This window comes from Crossiella sp. CA-258035 (assembly GCF_030064675.1).
GTDB lineage: Bacteria > Actinomycetota > Actinomycetes > Mycobacteriales > Pseudonocardiaceae > Crossiella.
In genome coordinates this window covers 6,070,415-6,088,207 of the sequence record NZ_CP116413.1, presented here as the reverse complement: position 1 = coordinate 6,088,207, position 17,793 = coordinate 6,070,415, and the positions used below count along the sequence as shown (strand labels likewise).

At 73.6% G+C, this 17,793-nt stretch carries 14 protein-coding genes; 10 read left to right on the top strand and 4 right to left on the bottom strand.

Going from position 1 to position 17,793, the window contains the following annotated elements:
- Nucleotides 1–2 precede the first annotated feature (2 nt).
- The 6 genes from eccB to N8J89_RS27390 all read left to right on the top strand — a co-directional run bounded on the left by eccB (nucleotide 3) and on the right by N8J89_RS27390 (nucleotide 9,281).
- Complete coding sequence (gene eccB, locus N8J89_RS27415; RefSeq protein WP_283659889.1) at nucleotides 3–1,421, top strand: type VII secretion protein EccB; 1,419 nt, start codon at nucleotides 3–5, stop codon at nucleotides 1,419–1,421.
- A gap of 1,935 nt (nucleotides 1,422–3,356) precedes the next feature.
- Nucleotides 3,357–3,833: a hypothetical protein gene (locus tag N8J89_RS27410; RefSeq protein WP_283659888.1), complete on the top strand. Its 477-nt coding sequence runs from the start codon at nucleotides 3,357–3,359 to the stop codon at nucleotides 3,831–3,833.
- A 90-nt stretch (nucleotides 3,834–3,923) separates the two neighbouring features.
- Nucleotides 3,924–6,731 carry an ATP-binding protein gene (locus N8J89_RS27405; RefSeq protein ID WP_283659887.1) on the top strand — a complete coding sequence of 936 codons (2,808 nt, stop codon included), beginning with the start codon at nucleotides 3,924–3,926 and terminating at the stop codon, nucleotides 6,729–6,731.
- A 79-nt stretch (nucleotides 6,732–6,810) separates the two neighbouring features.
- The gene (locus N8J89_RS27400; protein ID WP_283659886.1) at nucleotides 6,811–8,016 is read left to right on the top strand and encodes an FAD-dependent oxidoreductase; all 1,206 of its coding nucleotides are present in this window, start codon (nucleotides 6,811–6,813) and stop codon (nucleotides 8,014–8,016) included.
- Nucleotides 8,017–8,041: 25 nt separating this feature from the next.
- A complete protein-coding gene (locus N8J89_RS27395; RefSeq protein WP_283659885.1) occupies nucleotides 8,042–8,674 on the top strand; it encodes a TetR/AcrR family transcriptional regulator in 633 nt (210 codons plus the stop codon).
- Nucleotides 8,675–8,783: 109 nt separating this feature from the next.
- Nucleotides 8,784–9,281: a hypothetical protein gene (locus tag N8J89_RS27390; RefSeq protein ID WP_283659884.1), complete on the top strand. Its 498-nt coding sequence runs from the start codon at nucleotides 8,784–8,786 to the stop codon at nucleotides 9,279–9,281.
- Here N8J89_RS27390 and N8J89_RS27385 read toward each other — a convergent pair.
- Nucleotides 9,267–10,763, bottom strand: a complete 1,497-nt coding sequence (locus N8J89_RS27385; protein ID WP_502868337.1) for a bifunctional phosphatase PAP2/diacylglycerol kinase family protein — start codon at nucleotides 10,761–10,763, stop codon at nucleotides 9,267–9,269. The two genes, N8J89_RS27390 and N8J89_RS27385, sit on opposite strands and share 15 nt — an antisense overlap.
- Before the next feature lie 67 nt (nucleotides 10,764–10,830).
- Here N8J89_RS27385 and pafA point away from each other — a divergent pair, with 67 nt between their 5' ends.
- Together pafA and N8J89_RS27375 are read left to right on the top strand one after the other, a co-directional pair.
- Nucleotides 10,831–12,189 carry a Pup--protein ligase gene (pafA, locus tag N8J89_RS27380; RefSeq protein ID WP_283659883.1) on the top strand — a complete coding sequence of 453 codons (1,359 nt, stop codon included), beginning with the start codon at nucleotides 10,831–10,833 and terminating at the stop codon, nucleotides 12,187–12,189.
- A 188-nt stretch (nucleotides 12,190–12,377) separates the two neighbouring features.
- Nucleotides 12,378–13,478, top strand: coding sequence for a flavin-containing monooxygenase (locus N8J89_RS27375; RefSeq protein ID WP_283659882.1), 1,101 nt, complete (start codon nucleotides 12,378–12,380; stop codon nucleotides 13,476–13,478).
- Between the two features lie 4 nt (nucleotides 13,479–13,482).
- Here N8J89_RS27375 and N8J89_RS27370 read toward each other — a convergent pair whose 3' ends face one another.
- On the bottom strand, nucleotides 13,483–14,304 hold the full coding sequence (locus N8J89_RS27370; RefSeq protein ID WP_283659881.1) for a DUF3626 domain-containing protein: 822 nt from the start codon (nucleotides 14,302–14,304) through the stop codon (nucleotides 13,483–13,485).
- 183 nt (nucleotides 14,305–14,487) lie between these two features.
- Between N8J89_RS27370 and N8J89_RS27365 the strand changes: the two genes are divergently transcribed.
- A complete protein-coding gene (locus N8J89_RS27365; protein WP_283659880.1) occupies nucleotides 14,488–15,762 on the top strand; it encodes a hypothetical protein in 1,275 nt (424 codons plus the stop codon).
- A gap of 154 nt (nucleotides 15,763–15,916) precedes the next feature.
- Here the strand turns inward: N8J89_RS27365 and N8J89_RS27360 are convergent, their stop codons facing one another.
- Entirely contained in the window at nucleotides 15,917–16,090 is a 174-nt protein-coding gene (locus N8J89_RS27360) for a hypothetical protein (protein WP_283659879.1), read from the bottom strand.
- Between the two features lie 94 nt (nucleotides 16,091–16,184).
- Here N8J89_RS27360 and N8J89_RS27355 point away from each other — a divergent pair, with 94 nt between their 5' ends.
- Nucleotides 16,185–16,388, top strand: coding sequence for an SDR family oxidoreductase (locus tag N8J89_RS27355; protein ID WP_283659878.1), 204 nt, complete (start codon nucleotides 16,185–16,187; stop codon nucleotides 16,386–16,388).
- A 422-nt stretch (nucleotides 16,389–16,810) separates the two neighbouring features.
- Here the strand turns inward: N8J89_RS27355 and N8J89_RS27350 are convergent, their stop codons facing one another.
- Nucleotides 16,811–17,776: an SRPBCC family protein gene (locus N8J89_RS27350; RefSeq protein ID WP_283659877.1), complete on the bottom strand. Its 966-nt coding sequence runs from the start codon at nucleotides 17,774–17,776 to the stop codon at nucleotides 16,811–16,813.
- Nucleotides 17,777–17,793: the final 17 nt, after the last annotated feature.

Here is a 17,793-nt window from a genome sequence, read left to right as displayed (position 1 = left end):
CCGTGCAGAACAAGCGAGACCAGTTGCAGGCACACCAGTTCGTCACCGGCAGGCTGGTGACCGCCCTGGTGCGCGGCGAACCCGACCAGCAGGACACCCCGCTGCGCCGCGCCGGTACCGGCACCCTCATCGGCGCGGGCCTGGGCGTGGCACTGCTGCTGGGCTACTTCGTCTACGGACTCGTCGTGCGCGGCGGCAACACCAGCTGGCAGCAGCCGGGCGCGATCATCGTGGCCGAGGAGACCGGCAGCCGGTTCCTCTACCTGGACGGCACCCTGCGCCCGGTGGCCAACTACGCCTCCGCGCTGCTGGCCGCGGGGGAGAAGGCCAAGGTCCGCTCGGTGTCGGCGAACTCGCTGCGCGAGGTGCCGCACGGCAGGCCGATCGGCATTCCCGACGCCCCCGAGGTGCTGCCCGACCCCGCCAGGCTCAGCACCGCGCCGTGGTTGGTGTGCGCGGCCTTCGCCGCCAACCCGGACGAGACCAGCAGGCCCGCCGTCGCCCTCGGCCTGGACACCGCCTGGCCCACCACCCAGGTCCCGGACGAGCAGGCCGTGCTGGTCCGCGACGTCAACGGCGAACTGCACCTGGTGTGGCGGGACCGGCGGCTGCGCATCGGCGGCGAGGCGGTGCTGGCCGCGCTCGGCTACGCCAGCGTGCGCCCGCTGCCGGTGGATCCGGCCTGGCTCAACGCGATCGAGCCCGGCCCCGCCCTCACCTCGCCCCAGGTGCCCGGCCGCGGCGCCACCGGGTCCACTGTGGACGGACGCCCGACCGTGGTCGGCCAGATCTTCCAGACCCGCAACGCCGCGGGCGCGGAGGACTACTTCCTGATGCGCAACGACGGCCTTGCCCCGTTGTCCCGCACCGAACTCGCGCTGGTGCAAGGCGATCCGGCCACCGCACAGGCCTACCAGGGCCGCCCGGTGCAGCCGATCGTCATCTCCGCGGCGGGCGCGGCCCAGGCCAAGCGCTCGGCCACCGGAGCCGCGCCGAACCTGCCGGGCACCCCGCCGCAGGCCGTCGGCGACCTCGGCGCGGACGGCCGCACCCTGTGCCTGCGCCTGACCATGGACCGCGCGGGCCCGACCGCCCGGCTGGTCACCGTGCCCCGCGGCCAGCTCGACCTCAGCCGCGCCACCCCCAAGGCCGACCCGAGGATCGCCGACCTGGTCCGGGTGCCGCCCGGCTCCGGCGCGCTGATCGAGGCCCAGCCCGCGCCGGGCGTGTCCTCCGGCACCCGGTTCGTGCTCACTGACCTGGGCGTCAAGTACCCGGTGCCCTCCGCCGAGGTCGCCGCGCTGCTCGGTTACGGCGGCGCGACCCCGGTGCCGGTGCCGACCGGCCTGTTGTCCTTCCTGCCCACCGGACCGGCGCTCGACCCGGCGGCGGCCCGCACCGAACTGGCGGTCCCACGATGATGATCGGCACCCGAGGCAAGTCCCCCACCGCGCACCGGCTCGGCCCGGTGCTGGTGGTCGCCGCCCCCACCGGCCCCACCGAACCCGCCCGCGCCCTGGCCCACCTGGTCGCGGGCCTGCCGGCCGACCCCGCGCACACCCCCGTGGTGCTCGACCTGCCCGACGCCCAGGCGTGGCCCCAGCTCCCCGAACTCCTCCGCGAAGCAGGCCGCCTGCGCCTGTTCTGCTCCCGGGCGGGCGCGGGCGGCGCGGAAGCCCCCGCCCGCGCCCTCGCGGAAACCCTGCACACCGAAGTCCTGGCCCCCGACGGCGAACTCCTCCCCGTCCCCGGCGGCCTGTTCGTCGCGGGCGGCCGCTGGTGGCGCTTCCGCCCGTCCTGGTTCCCCGACCCGGTCGAGCTCCGCTATCCCACCCCCGCCTGGGAAACCGGCACCCCGATCGAGCCCTGGCCCGCAGGCGACGGCGTCCTCGCCGAACCCATCCCCGCCGGCCTCTGGTTGCACGCGGGCCGAGCCCTGGGCCCCGCCGCCCCCGGCGCCGCCCCGGTCTACACCGTCCCCACCCAGCCCACGCCAACCTTGATCCTGGGCGCCCCCGGCGAACCAGCACTGGGCACCGAAGCCATCTGCCGCCTGCTCGCAGAGCTCCCCGCCCCGGTCCGCGCCCAGATCCGCCTGGCCCAGCACGGCCCCATCCAGGACGGCGGCACCCCCGTCGGCCAACTGGTCGCCGACCGCACCGGCGCCGAGGTCACCCTGTGGACCGACCCGCTCACCAAGACCTGGCGCCCCTTCGCCACCACCCTCACCTATCGTCCGCGCACCAGCGGCGACCTCCCCGTCCCTGCCCTCCGCGGCTGCCGCCCACCAGCCCCCGGCCTGCCCGAAGCCACCCCCGGCACCTACCGCCTCACCCCCGGCGCGGTGGTCGAGATCGTCCAGTCCGGCCTGTGGATCCGCCCCCCGGCCGAACCCGCCAACGGCAACGAGGTCCGCGCCGTCCCGTGGGACGCCGAATGGGCCAGGGTCACCATCGGCACCCCCAGAACCCCCCTCCCACCCGAACTCGCCGAAGCCGCCGCCACCCTGGTCGCCCGCCTGGACCCGCTGACCCGCCAGGCCCTCCGCCTGGTGCCACTGGACGCGGGCCGCACCGACGACCGCCCCCCGGCCGCTCCGCCCCGCCGCCAGTCAGTGCTGGAAGCCCTGTCGGCCGACGAACCCGCCGCACCGGCCCCGCAGCCCGCGCCCGCCCACATCCCGATCGTCGTCCGGACACCGGAACCCGCCCCCGAACCCCCGCCCGCCCCGCAGACCCACCCCGCCGAGCCCGCGCCCGCCGCCGAGCCCGTCCGCCGGGCGCAGCCCGCACCCGCGCCCCCGACCCCCGCCGCCGCGCCCGTCCCGACCGCTGCCGCACCCACCCCCGAGCCGGTCCACCCGCCGCAGCCAGCTCCCGCCCCCGCTCCAACCGTCGCCGAACCCGCCTCCGCCGAGGCCGCCCCCACCGTCGCCGCGCCCGCCCCGGAGCCAGCCCGAACCCCCGCCGCCCAGCCCGCCGCCGCCGAGCCCGCGCCCGCCGAGCCCGCCGCCGTCGCCACCTCCGCCGCCCAGCCCGCCCTCGCCACCCAGCCCGCCCCGCCCGCCGTCGTCCCCGCCCCCTCCCCGCCCCCGAACCCCCGCCAGCCCCCGCCCCCATCCCCCAACCCACCACAGCACCCCAGCCGAACGCGACTGGCTCCGCCGCAGCCTCGGGCCCGACTACGACCGCATCGCCGGCCGGGTCACTCGCCTGCTCGCCGGCCTCCCCGGCCTCCGCTGCGGCGCGGGCGACCCGCCGGAAGTCGTCGTCGCCGACCTGGTCGCCCTGCTGGTCTACCTCGGCGCCGAGACCACCACCACCGACGACTCCCTGCGCGCCGGCCGCTTCGCCCCGGTGCGCCCGTTCATCGCCTGCGTGGTCTCCGGCCTGCGTCGCCTGCCCGCCTACCGTGGCGCGGCGCTGACCGGTGCGACCCTGTCCGCCGCGGACCTCCCGGTCGGCTCGGTGCACGCCGAACCCGCCTTCCGCAACGCCTTCGCCAGCCCCGCGATGCACCTGCCCGGCGACGCCGAGCTGGTCATCTGGTCCCGCACCGCCCGCCGCACCGGCGTGCTCGCCGAGGAGGACACCGACCGCTACCGCGTGGTCTTCCCGCCGGGTGTGCGGTTCGAGGTCCTCGCCGAACTGCCCGCCGAGGCACCGCGCCCGCGCACCCTGCTGCTGGCCGAGCACGTTCCCGGCCAGCAGGCCGCCATCACCGAACAGCTCCGCCGGGTGGTGGACCGGCGGGCCGCGGTGCCGGTCGACGCGCGCAGCTCACCGGCCAACCCGGTCCGTTACGCACTGCCGTTCGGCTCGGTGAACAGCTAGCCCGCACCCGCGCCCCGCGGCCAACTCGAAACCGTCTAGTCTCGTTCGGGGGATTGGTCTGGGGCTTAGCGGTGCTGGAGTGTTCGGGTTGTGACGGCTGCACCTGTTCCGCGGTCCGCAGGCCTGCTCGATCGGGACGTCGAGCTCGCCGCGCTGGCCCAGGAGTTCCAGACGTGTGCCTCGGGTTCGTCCCGGCAGGTGGTGGTGGAAGGCCCTGCCGGGATCGGCAAGACCAGCCTGGTGCGGGAGTTCCTGGACCGGCGGCGGCCGGACCGTCCGCTGGTGCTGCGCGCCCGCTGCGACGAGCTGGAACGCGAGTTCGCCTTCGGGGTGGTGCGCCAGCTCCTCGAACCGGTGCTCGCCGAGGCCGACGCTGACGAGCTGGCCGCGCTGTTCGCCGGTCCGGCCGCCGCGGCGCGACCGGTGCTGCTGGAGGCCGCCGCCGCGCCCGCCGACCCGCTGGCCGTGGTCTCCGGGCTGTGCGCCGTCACCGCGAACCTGTGCCGCCACGACCGGGTCACCGTGCTCGTGGTCGACGACCTGCACGCCGCCGACGAACCCTCGCTGCGCTGGCTCGCCCAGCTCGGCACGGCCGCCCCGCACCTGCCGCTGCTGCGGCTGTTGCTGCGCAGGCCCTCGGCGCAGCCCGGTCTGGCCGACGGGGTGGTGCTGCGACCGGGCAGGCTGTCGGAGTCCAGCGTGGCCAGCCTGGTCGCCGCGGTCCTGCCCGCGCCGCTGGACCCACGGCTGAGCCGGGCCTGCCACGAGATCACCGGCGGCAACCCGCTGCTGGTGCGCCTGCTGCGCCGGGCACTGGAGCTCGGCGGCGGCGAACCCGCCGGCTCGGCCGCGGTGCTGGACCGCTACACCGGTCAGCTCTTCGGCAAGGCGCTGCTGGACTGGATGACCGGCCTGCCCGCCACGGTGCGCCGCTTCGCCGACGCCGCCGCCGTGCTCGGCGAGGACGTGCCGGTCGCCCTGCCCGCCGAGCTGGCCGGGCTCACCGCTGACCAGGGCCTGACCTGCGCGGGACAGCTCGCCGAGATCGGCCTGCTGCTGGACCGGACCCGGGTGCGCTGGGCGCATCCCGGCCTGCGCGAGGCCGTCTACGGCGGCCTGCCCCGCGAGCGCAGGACCGCCCTGCACCACGGAGCCGCCGAGCTGCTCACCGCGACCGGAGCCGAGGCCGAACAGGTCGCCGCGCACCTGGTCCAGCTCGCCCCGGCCGGGGACGCGCTGGTGGTGCGCGGGCTGCGCGCCGCGGCCAAACAGGCGGCGCACCGGGGCGCGCCCGATGTGGCCGCCGGCTACCTGCGGCGCGCGCTGGAGGAGCCGCCCGAACCGGACGAGCGGGTGGACCTGCTGGTGGAGCTGGGGGAGTGCGAGGCGTTCACCCGCCCGGCCGCCGCGGTGCGGCACCTGACCCAGGCGATGGACGCCCTGGACGCCGGGGACCACACCGGCCTGCTCCGGCTCGGCGAGATCACCCAGACCCTCGCGCACAGCCTGGTCCGCGAGGCCAGGGTGGAGGAGGCGGTGGCGCTGCTGGAGCGGATGGCGAACCGGCTCACCCCGGCCGACCGGGAGGCGGCGCTGCTGCTGCGGGCCCGCGCGCTGGTGTGGTCCATGCTCTACGAACGCACCGCCGCCCAGGCCCGCGCCGGGCTGGCCGCGCTCGCCGAGGGCCTGACCGGCGGCAGCGCGGGGGAGCGGTCGCTGCTGGGCGCACTGGCCTTCGCCGTGGCCGTCTCCGGCGGGTCCGCCGCCCGCGCCGCGGACCTGGCCGCGCGCAGCCTGGACCACGGACTGTCCCTGCTCGGCCAGCGGGTCACCACCGGACCGGTCTGGGTGCTGCTGTGGGCCGGGGACCACCAGCGCGCCGCGGCCGCCTGCGCCGCCACCCTCAGCCACGCCCAGCAGCGCGGCTCCACCTTCGAGACCGGCATGATGCTGTCCTGTCAGGCAGGCGTGGCCCTGGCCGAGGGCGCCCCGGCCGCCGCGGTCGCCGCCGCCAGCCAGGCCGCCGACCTGATCCCGCCTGGCGCGGACGGCTTCCCGCGGATCATCGCCACCGCGGTGCGCGCCGAAGCCCTGGTCGAGCTGGGCTGCCCGGCCGAGGCGCTGACCGTGCTGGCCGAGATGGCGGGCAGCCCCAGCCTGGAGGAGTCGCTGCAGTACGCGCACTACCGCTACGCCAGGGGCCGGGCGCTCTTCGCCGAGGGCCGGATCGAGGACGCGCTGGCCGACCTGCTCGACTGCGCCCGCCGCCAGGCCGTGATCGGCAGCCGCAACCCGGCGATCTGCGACTGGCGCGGCTGGGCCACCCGCGCCCACCTGGCCCTCGGCGACCGCGCCGCGGCCAGGGAACTCGCCGAGCAGGCCATGACCGCCGCGAACCACTGGGACACCCCGCGCACCAGGGGCCTGGCCCTGCGCGCCCTCGGCCTGGTCACCGGCGGCGCGCAGGGCCTGGAGCTGCTGCACCACGCCGTCAGCGCGCTCCGCCAGGCCAACGCCCCGCTGGAGCTGGCCCGGACCCTGCTCGACCTGGGTGCGGCCCAGCACGTCAGCGCGCAGACCAGGCTGGGCAGGCAGAACAGCGCCGAAGCCCGCAACCTGGCCGAGACCTGCGGCGCCACCGGCCTGGTCACCGCCGCGCACACCCAGCTGACCACCCTGCAGAGCCGCCCCCGCCGACGCGGCAACCACGGCTCGGGCGGCTTGACCCCCGGCGAACACCGCGTCGCCGAGCTGGCCGCTTCAGGCCACACCAACCAGCAGATCGCCGACCAGCTCAGCCTCACCTGCCGCACCGTCGAAGGCCACCTCAGCGCGGCCTACCGCAAGCTCGGCATCACCGGCCGCACCGAGCTCCGCGAGATCGACTTCCCGGGCTGACCCCTCGGCTCCTCCCTTGATCCGAATCGATCGTTCTGGTTAGCTCGCGACCATCGACCTTCCCAGAACTGGAGTTCGCATGCGTGTCGTCATCGTCGGCGCGGGACTCGGTGGTCTCGCCCTGGCCCGATTCCTGCTCCTCGCCAATATCGAGGTATCCGTCCACGAACGTGACGAGGCACTGGAACAACGGCCACAGGGCGCGCGAATCCACCTCGACGAACGCGGACTCGGCGCATTGCACGCCTGCCTCACCGCCCCCGAGAACGAGTTCCTGGACGCGACCCTGGGACAGCCCGACGAGTACGTCACGATCCTCGGCCAAACCGACCTCGAAATCGTGAAACGGCGGGAGTCCACCGGCAGGGAAGGAAGGCCGGACGCGATTCGACCGGGCGCGTCGGCGAGCCGCCGGATCGTGCGACGCCTGCTCGCCCACGGCGTGCCCGGCACGATCCGGTTCGGTTCCACAGTGACCGGCTACACCGAGCACGCGGCAGGAGTCACCGTCCAGTTCGCCGACGGCACGGTGACCGAAGCGGACCTTCTTGTCGGGGCGGACGGAATCGGCTCCGCGGTGCGCAAACTGCGGCTGCCCGGGGCCACGGTCGAGGACAGCGAACTGCGACTGTTGCAGGCGAAGACACCGATCACGCCCGAGCTGATCGCGACCGGCCTGATGGACCGGATCGAGGGCAGTTTCACCCTGACCGCGATCGGCGAGGTGCAGGCGATCATCGGCGCGGTCCGTTTCGGCGAACAACCCGCCGCCGCCGCGAAACGGCTCCTCCCCGGTTTTGATCCCGGCGACCAGCACGACTACGTCATGTGGGGACTGTTGTTGCGCCGCCACCAGCTCGGCGACCTAGCCCATGACTTCACCCGCCGGTCCTCCGCGAGCCTGTCCGACCACCTCAGGACCGTCACCGCGACCGCGCACCCGGTGTTCCGCATCCTGCTCGACCAGGCATTTCCGGACCAGTTCTTCGGCCTGGCCATGGGCACCGCCCGCGAGGTCCCGGCCTGGTCACCGAGCCGGGTCACCCTGCTCGGCGACGCCATCCACGCGATGCTGCCCACCAGGGCGTCGGGCGCCAACTCCGCGCTCCAGGACGCCCGCCGGCTCGCCGAGGCGATTCACTCCGTGCACACCGGCGGCCGGACCTGGCAGCAGGCGATCGGCGACTACGAACACCTGCTCCGGCGCGACGGATTCCAGGCGGTGCGGGCTTCGCGCAACGGTGTCCGCGAACTCGACGAAGACCTCACCGACGCCGTGGCCTGAGTCGGCCGATCGTTAAGCTGGCCTGATGACAGCCCGGGAACGGCAACGCCGAGGCCCCGTCCGCCGAGAACAGATCGCGGCCGCGGCCCTGACCGTGCTGCTCGACAGCGGTTACGCGGGCACCTCGATCCGAGCCATCGCCAAGGAAGCCGGCTGCTCCCTGGAAACGCTGTACCGCCACTTCGAGAACAAGGAAGCCCTGTTCCTCGAACTGGTCAACTCCCTCCGTCAGCGCATTGTCGAGCCCCTGCGCCAAGCCGCCGCCGCACCCGTGACCGGCCGCGATCTGAAAGAGGCGCTAATCCAAGCCGGCACCCTGCTCTACGACGTTCTCACCAGTGCCGAGGGCCTGAAGATGCAACGCCTGACCTTCGCCGAATCCGGCCGGTTCCCCGAACTGGGGCGGCTGGTCTACGACGAGGGCATCAGCCACTTCGACAACGCCGTCGCCACCATCCTCAGCGACGCCGCCACGCGCGGACTCCTGGCATGCCGGGACCCACACGAGGCGGCCCGCATGTTCAGCGGCATGATCCTGTTCGACCCCCGGGAAAGACTGCTCCTGGGCATCGAACAACCACCCTCGCGCGGCGACCGCGCCGAGTACATCGACAGCGTCGTCACGTTCTTCCTCAGGGGCGCCGCCCGCGCGAGTTGACCAGGATTGTCCGGGCTGGTCAAAGCCACCTTCCTGGTCAACTCCAGCCCCGCTAAACCTGGTCGTGGAACCCGGACCCACGGGTTCCACGACCAGGAAGGACCACCGCATGACCAGCACATCCCGCCGCCTGGCGACCGCGCTCACCGCAGGCGCGCTCACCCTCGGCGCCCTCGCCGCCACCGCCCCGGCAGCCGCCGCCGGACCGATCGGCCCGTGCGTCAACCTGCGCGCGTTCAACCTGGAGTTCCGCACCGGCGGCGATGACCTGCGCGGCAACTCCGAGCTGTTGGTCTGGGTGACCACCCGGCACGGCGACGTCCCGCTCCAGTCGGTCTGGGGCGGCTTCGGCGGCAACTCCACCCACCACCGCAGCGTGGCCTTCGCCGACCCGAACTGGACGGCGAACTCCTGCGACGTGACCGGCATGAAGATCCGGCTGGTCTCCCACCCCTCCTGGCCCGAGGGCCCGGACAACTGGAACATGGACGGCTTGGTCGTCGGCGGGTTCGGCGACGCGCCGAGCCGGTCCTACTTCTTCTCCGCCAACGGCGCCCCGGTGAAGCGGTTCACCGGCAGCGACCACACCTGGTCACAGCTCGGCTGAGCCGTCGGTCTCGCGGTAGACGCCCAGCGCGGCCACGTGTGAGGTGAACCGGAAGTGGCGCCCTTCCGGTCCCACCTCGCCGTCGGTGGCGATGGCGACCTTGTTGCCCAGCACCTCCACGTGCACCTCGGCCCGGTCCTGCTGGCAGTAGGTGCGGCTGCGGTGCAGCGCCCCGGTCAGCGCGGCCAGCACGAACCGGGTGCGGGACCAGCGCATGTCCGCGCGCACGTAGCGCACGTCCAGCAGGCCGTCGTCCAGGCGGGGACGGCTGGTCGGGGCGAAGCCCTTGGGCTCGTAGGAGCCGTTGCCGACGAACAGCAGCCACACCTGCCTGGTCTCGCCGTCGATGCGGACCTTCAGCGGGCGGGAGGCGTGCAGCACCCGGACCAGCGCGGCCGCCGCGGCCGGCCACTTGCCCCAGCGACCCTGCCACTTTTCCCGCAGCCGCACCATGTCGGGGTAGCCGCCCAGGCTGGCGGTGTTGACGAACCAGCGGCGCGGCCGCTGGTCCACCATCACCGAGCTGAGGTCCACCGCCACCGCGGAGCCGGTGTCCACCGCGCGCACCACGCTGCCCGCGTCCTCCGCACCCACGTCCCTGGCGAAGTGGTTGAGCGTGCCGGCGGGCAGCACGGCCAGCGGCAGGCCGCGCTCGGCGGCGATCGAGGCGACCGCGGCGACCGTGCCGTCACCGCCGGCCACCCCCAGCGCGCGGATGGGTTGGTCCGCCGAATCCAGGGTACGGCGCAGCTGCTCGAGCAGGTCCTCGCGCTCGCTGGGCTCGACCACGGCGGCCTTGGGCCAGTTGCGGGCGACCTCCTCGCTCTGGTTGAACGAGTCGTCACCGGAGTTCGGGTTGACCACCACCAGCAGGCCCTCGCCCTCGGGCAGCGCGGCGGCCTCGGTCCGGTGCCTGGTCTCGGAGGGGGACTCCCGGCGCAACGGCCACCAGTGCCGGGTGGCCAGGCCGATGCTCGCGCCCAGCACCGCGCCTGCGGCCACGTCGCTGGGCCAGTGCACGCCGGTGTGCACCCGGGAGTAGGCGACCGTGGCCGCCAGCGGGATGACCACCACGGCGGCTGCCGGGGCCTCCATGACGACCGCGGTGGCGAAGGCGGCGGCCGAGGCGGCGTGCCCGGACGGGAAGGAGGAGGAGGTGGGCGGGTCGGGGATGCGCCGGTACGGCGGCACCAGCTCGGCCGCGGGTCTGCGCCGGGGGAACAGCGGCTTGGCGATCAGGTTCGCGCTCGCGCTGGCCCCCGCGATCGCCACCACCCCCCGGAACGCGGCCCGCCGGGTCCGGCCCTTCTTGGACGCGAGCACCGCCGCCACCGCGAACCACAGCAGACTGTGGTTGGCGGCGGTGGTGATCACCTTGAGCGTCGGGTCAGCGGCGGATCGTGGCAGGTCGGCGCTACGCCGAACGAGGTCACGATCCGTGCTGTCGACATCTTCGAACACCCTGCGAAACCACTCGAACACAACAACACGCTAACTGGCGCCCGGATGGAGTCCGGTCAGACGCGCCGCTAGCGCCTACTGTGGACACATGCAGCGGCGGATCTTCGGCATCGAAACCGAATTCGGGGTGACCTGCACCTTCCACGGACAGCGACGCCTGTCCCCTGACGAGGTGGCGCGGTACTTGTTCCGTCGCGTGGTGTCCTGGGGCCGGTCGTCCAACGTGTTCCTGCGCAACGGCTCGCGGCTCTACCTGGACGTCGGCTCGCACCCGGAGTACGCCACCGCGGAGTGCGACGACCTCACCCAGCTGGTGACCCATGACAAGGCGGGCGAGCGGATCCTGGAGGACCTGCTCGTCGACGCCGAGCGCAGGCTGGCCGACGAGGGCATCGGCGGCGACATCTTCCTGTTCAAGAACAACACCGACTCGGCAGGCAACTCCTACGGCTGCCACGAGAACTACCTGGTCGCGCGGGCGGGGGAGTTCTCCCGCATCGCCGATGTGCTGCTGCCGTTCCTGGTCACCAGACAGCTGATCTGCGGCGCGGGCAAGGTGCTGCAGACCCCGCGCGGCGCGGTGTTCTGCCTGTCCCAGCGCGCCGAGCACATCTGGGAGGGCGTCTCCAGCGCGACCACCCGGTCCCGGCCGATCATCAACACCCGCGACGAGCCGCACGCCGACGCCGAGCGCTACCGCAGGCTGCACGTGATCGTCGGCGACTCGAACATGTCCGAGGTGACCACGCTGCTCAAGGTGGGCAGCGCGAACCTGGTGCTGGAGATGATCGAGGCCGGCGTGCAGTTCCGCGACTTCACCCTGGACAACCCGATAAGGGCCATCCGCGAGATCAGCCACGACCTCACCGGTCGCAGGCAGGTTCGGCTCGCGGGCGGGCGTGAGGCATCGGCGCTGGACATTCAGCGGGAGTACTACCAGCGCGCGGTCGAGCACGTGGCCCAGCGCCAGCCCGACCCCACCGCGAACCGGGTGATCGAGCTCTGGGGCCGCACCCTGGACGCGGTGGAGGCCCAGGACTTCGGCCGGATCGACCGCGAGATCGACTGGGCGATCAAGCACCGGCTGCTGGAGCGCTACCAGAGCAAGCACAACCTGGAACTGTCCAGCCCGCGCATCGCCCAGCTGGACCTGGCCTACCACGACATCCGCCGCGGCCGGGGCATCTTCGACCTGCTGCAGCGCAAGGACCTGGTGCACCGGGTCACCGACGACGGCGAGATCGAGGCCGCCAAGGACACGCCACCCCAGTCCACCAGGGCCAAGCTGCGCGGTGACTTCATCGCCGCGGCCCAGGCCGCGGGCCGGGACTTCACCGTGGACTGGGTGCACCTGAAGCTGAACGACCAGGCCCAGCGCACGGTGCTGTGCAAGGACCCGTTCCGCGCGGTGGACGAGCGGGTGGAACGCCTGATCGCCTCGCTGTAACCGCACTGCCAGCCACTTCACCTGAGCCCGGAGCGCCAACCGCTCCGGGCTCAGGCTGTTCCGGGCTGCGCCTCGCCCGCCTCACGCCCTGCCTGCCCGCCTCGCACCGCCGCGCGTCCGGCCCCGTCCCCCTCCCGCGTGCGCAAATCAATTGCCCCTCGCGAACCGTAGGCTGTACGGTTCGCGGCATGATGATCACCACCCAGCGCGCGCGGCACCCCGACCGGGCGATTGTCATCGGCGGCGGCCAGTCCGGCCTGGCCGCCGCCTGCGCGCTGCGCACCCACGGCTTCCAGCCGGTGCTGCTGGAGGCCGGTCCGGAACCGGTCGGCTCCTGGCCGATGTACTACGACAGCCTGGTCCTGTTCAGCCCGGCGCGGCTGAACGCCCTGCCCGGCCTGCCCTTCCCCGGCGACCCCGGCCACTACCCCAGCCGCGACCAGGTGATCGACTACCTGCGCCGCTACGCCGAGGGCCTGGACTGCGAGATCCACCCCGGCCAGCGCGTCACCTCGGTGGTCTGCGACCGCGACGGCTTCGTGGTCAGCACCGCGGCCGGCGAGACCTGGCACGCCCCGGTGGTGGTCTCGGCCACCGGCAACTTCAGCACGCCGCACCGCCCTGACCTCGGCCTCGGCGAGTTCACCGGCCGGGTGCTGCACGCCAGCGAGTACCGGACCTCCGCGGAGTTCGCCGGTCAGCGGGTGGTCGTGGTCGGCGCGGGCAACTCCGGCGTGCAGATCGCGGTCGAACTGGCCGAGGTCGCCAGGGTCAGCCTGGTCAGCCGCCGTCCGGTGAAGATCACCGAGAGCAAGGACATGCAGGCGTTCTGGACGTTCATGAAGCACCTGGGCGGGCTACCGCTGGGCGCGGTCTTGGTCCGCTCCGGCCTGCTCGTCGGCCAGCAGGTGCTGGACAACATCGGCGGGTTCCGCGCCGCGCTGCGCCGGGGCAAACCCGACTCCCGCCCCATGTTCACCCGCGCCACCGCCACCAGCCTGCACTGGCCCGACGGCCGCGCGGAGCAGGTGGACACCGTCATCCTGGCCACCGGCTACCGCCCCAACCTGGAACACCTCCGCCCCCTCGGCGCGCTGGACCGCGCGGGCAACCCCCGCCACCGCCACGGCCTGTCCACCACCCACCCGGGCCTGGCCTACGTCGGCCTGCTCGGCCAGCGCGCCCTGTACTCGGCGGCCCTGGGCGGAGTCGGCTGGGACGCCTGCCACGTGGCGAAGACCCTGCGCCGCCGCATGCCCCGCCCTGCCCCGTCCTGCTGCGCCCACTGACAACTCATTCCGGAGCCCCGAACCGCGCCAGGTGATGCCACAGGTGCTTCACCACCTGCGGCTCACCTGCCCCCGAGGCCGCGGCCCGCCCCAGCACCGCCGGATCCAGCACCCCGTCCACCGCCAGCTCCACCCCCAGCGCGACCGCCTCCGGCGTCCGGTACCCCTCGGTCTCCCGCAGCCGCGCCACGGACAACCGGAACCCGGGATGCCACTCCACCGGACACGGCAGCGCCGAGGCCAGCTCCGCGACCTCGGTGTCCCGGAAACAGGCGTCCAGCACCAGCGCCTCCACATCGCGGTCCAGCAGCACCGGCCCGTGCACCTGCGCCTCGACGTAGTCATCCAGCGGATCCTGGGAGTCCGCCAGCGCCACCTCGATCAGCGACATCCGCTCGGCGGTGCCGAACCGCACCGGCTCGAACACACTGTCCGGATAGCAGAAGGTGGTGCGCTGCAACGACTCCGCGGACAGCCGGAAGTGCGCCGACCCGAACCGCGGCGCCGCCCCCACCACCCGCCGCCGGAAGTTCAACGCCCCGTACTTGGGCCGCTGCGCGGCAGGCACCGAGTCGTAGGCGGAGCCGAACATCCGGCTCTCCCACCGCCACCGGTCGCCACCGGGGTGCGCGGTCAGCCCGCCGTTGCTGGTCCCGGTCTCGAACTGGGACCGGTAGCACCCGTCCGCGCCCAGCATCGCCAGGATCGGCCGCCCCGCCACCACCCGGTCGGGGTGGAAGTTGAGGCTGACCCGCAGATCCCCGGCCATCGGCCTGCCCTCGGACCGAGCGGCGACGTGAGCGAGAGCCTGATCCTGTGCCGTCATGCCGTTGATTCTCGAACAGGCGCTTCGCTCCTCGTGACGGCCGGTCCGCGTGGCATCGTCGGTGGATCGCTCCTCGTGACGGCCGTCCGCGCCGCATCGCGGGTGGACCGTTTCCGCGCCACGGGTGGTCCACGCCGCGCGGCGGGCTGACGGTCGCGCCCGGGGGCTGTCAGGATGCCGGGTGTGATCGGCGCTTACCTGTGGGCTCAGCCCTATGCCCTGCCGGTGTTCGGCGGCCTGGCCGTGCTGTTCGCGGTGCTGGGCTGGCTGCTGGGACGGGCAGGGCGGGCCCGGTGGTGGGCGGTGCTCCTGCTCGGGGTGGCTGGGGCGCTGGTGGTGGCGACCACGCTGACGCCGGTGCGGGCCGGCACCGGATCGTTCGGCACCTGCCGGGTCGCGGTGCCGTCGCCGGAGGCGCTGCTGTCCACCGCGGGTGTGCTCAACCTGGCGCTGTTCGTCCCGGCCGGCCTGGCCGCGGTGGTGGTGTTCCGGCGGTTCTGGCTCACGCTGGTGCTGGGCCTGTCCGGAGTGGCCGCGGTGGGACTGGCGCAGGCACTGCTGCCGGTGCTGGGCCGGGCCTGTGACTCCGATGTGCTGCTGGTCAACCTCCTCGGCCTTGTGGTCGGCGCGGTGCTGGGCGGGGTCGCCACCGGATTCCGGCGATCCGGTGCGATCCGGTTCCGGCGAGCGCCGTGGGTGGTGGCGGCTGCCGGACTCGTCGTGGTGGCGGGGCTGGCCGTGGCGCTGGTGCGGCCCGTGGCCGACGAGCCGCTGCCGGAGGCCAACGGCACCAGCCGGGAGCAGGAGGACCTGCTGCGCGAGACCGCGCGCAAGTTCCTCGGCCCCGACGGCGGCTACCAGCTCCGCGAGGTCCGCCGCGCCGACGGCCAGACCCTGCTGATCGCCGCACTGGTCACCGGCACGACCAACCGCGGCCTGGTGCACCTGGACTGGCCGTCCGGCGAGGTCACCGCGGCCGAGTTCACCCCGTCGCTGACCCCGGCCACCGCGCCGATCGACGCGGCCGCGGCCAAGGACATCGCGATCCGGCGGGCACAGAGCTACTTCCCGTGGGCGCTCGGGGCCGAACTGCGAGTGGCCCCGGTCGCCGGCGGTGACTTCTCCGCGAGCTGGCGGCAGCGCAAGGACGGTGTGCTGTTGCCGTTGCGGGCGGACCTCCTCCTTGATCGGGACGGCGGGCTCGTGCAGTTCAGCACCGCGCGGGTGCCCCCGCCGGAGCTGTGCGCGGTGACGGTCGACCAGCCCAAGGCCGAGGCGGCCGCCATCGCCGCCCGGCCCGGCAGGCAGGTCGCCAGGGGCGAGCTGGTGGCCCGCCGGGTCGGGGACCGGTGGACGCCGCTGTGGGCGCTGGGCCTGGTCCCGGCTGGCGGCGGTCCGGAACAGGTGTTCGTGAACGCCTGCGACGCGCGGGTGGTGCCGGAGTCGGAAGTGCGGTGACCTCGGCCCCCGGCGCGGAACCGCTCGGCGAACTCGTCATCACCGCAGCGGACTTTGCCTGGCCGCACGGCTGGTAACCGCTGTCCGGCGCGGAGCCCGCTCAGAGCCCTTCGACGACCAGGACTGGGCCCAGCCCGCCGTCCGCGCCGCCGCCTCACGGTCCGTCCCTGGACTGGCCGCTGCGGATCAGCGCGGCCGCCGCCTGGGTGGCCCTGGTGGCCACCTCCTCCTCGGCCAGGCGGAAGCCGGTCAGGAAACCGCCGGTGTCCAGCGCTGCGAAGCCGTGGGCCAGGGCGATCAGCCGCTCCAGCAGTCGCAGGGCCGCCACCGGCTCGGTGTGCCCGGCCTGTCCGGCCAGGTCGAGCAGCAGGGTGATGAGCGCCCGCCCGGCCTTGCCGAGCTCGTGGTCATGCAGGGCGCGGGTGACCGTGGTGTCACCCGGCTACGTCGAGACCGAGATCGTGCACACGATCACCAACCTGCGGGTCCGGACCCAGATCGACGCCTCGCGCACCGAGTTCGCGCTGCCACCGGCGGCGATCGCCCGCGGCATCGCCTTCGCCATCGGGCAGCCGGCGAACGTGGACGTGGGCGACATCGTGGTCCACCCGACCGCCCAGTCCTGACCCCGCGACGAACCTCCGCCTGGCCAGCGTTTGGTCAGCGGTCGTCGATGCCGGTTGTGCAGGCAGGGAAGTGGCGCTTCGGGCGGGCCGGCCCGCCCCGGCCAGGTGTGGTCAGCGGTCGTTGATACCGGTCCTACGGGCAGGGAAGCGGCGCTTCGGGGTCGCGTTGGCCGTGCTGGTCGTGGGGCTCGCCGCATGCCTGCGCTCGGGTGGCTCCGACGCCGTTGGAGTGGAGCAGGGTTCGCGGTGCTGGCGTGGTTGTCCGCCGGGCGGGTTCGGTGGGGAACTTGTTGCGCCCGGGCGGGCTTGGGGTGGGACCCGGTGCCCTCGCGAGATTCGGGATCAAGGCGTGATTGCCGGTGCGCGTTTGCTCGCGAGGGTGGGGGAGCCGGGGGCGGGGCTTGGTCAGGGGCTGGGTGTGGTCAGGCGTTCAGGGTCTTGGCGTAGCGCTGGCGTAAGTCCTCGGTGCGGTCGGTGGGCCAGGGGCAGCGGATCTCGCCGAAAAGGGCGGCGAAGAACAGTTCCAGGTGGGTCTGCCAGGCGGCCAGGGTGACCGCGCGCAGGTCCGCCAGGTGGGCCGGGATGGTCTGGGTGACGGTCAGCAGGGAGCCGAATGGCTGCTCGGTCAGCTGCCAGCGCACCACACCGGCCGGTTCGTCCTCGTGCAGCCAGGTGTAGGTCAGGCCGTCGGGGGCGTCGAGCTCGGTGACGGTGCCCGCGGCCTGGTAGCCGTGGGTGGCGCGCAGCGGGGGAGCGGCGCCGAGGACGGCTGGGTCGTCCTTGGTCAGCTCGGCCCAGACCTTCTCTTTCGGGTGAACCAGGTCCCGTTGGGCCCGCAGCAGGAAGCCGTCAGCCACTGCCACGCACTCGCCAGTGGCGATCCCAAACTCCTCGACGTAGCGCTCGGCTCGGCGGAACCAGTCCTTCCTGGTGGACTCGACCTCGTGGCCTGCTAAAACCCCCTCCAGGACGTCCAGGCTGCCGTCCCAGCCCGCCGCGTGGCGCGCCGTGGCCAGCAGGTCGCCGGGGCCGCCGAGGGCGTGCGTGAAAGTCAGCAGGCAGCCCTCGTCCGCAGGCACCAGCTCGAACCGAAGAACGGTCGTGTCCTGCGAGTTTGCGTCTTTCCAGGAGAAGGCGAACACTCGGGGTGGATCGAACTCCAGGATCTCGCCACTGCCCGGCGGCGCCTCAGCGCCCGGGAAGACGAATGTGATGGGCGCGCCTATGCGTTGCTCGGTCTGGAGCTCCGCCGGAAACCAGTGCTTCAGGTGGGCCGGATCGGTCACCGCCCGCCACACCTTCTCCGGGGGATGGCGCAGCCGGCGCTCGAAGCGCAGGACAGGTCGCGCGTTGTCGTTCCGGTCCAGAGAGCCACTTGTAATTGCCATGGAACTCATATAACTTG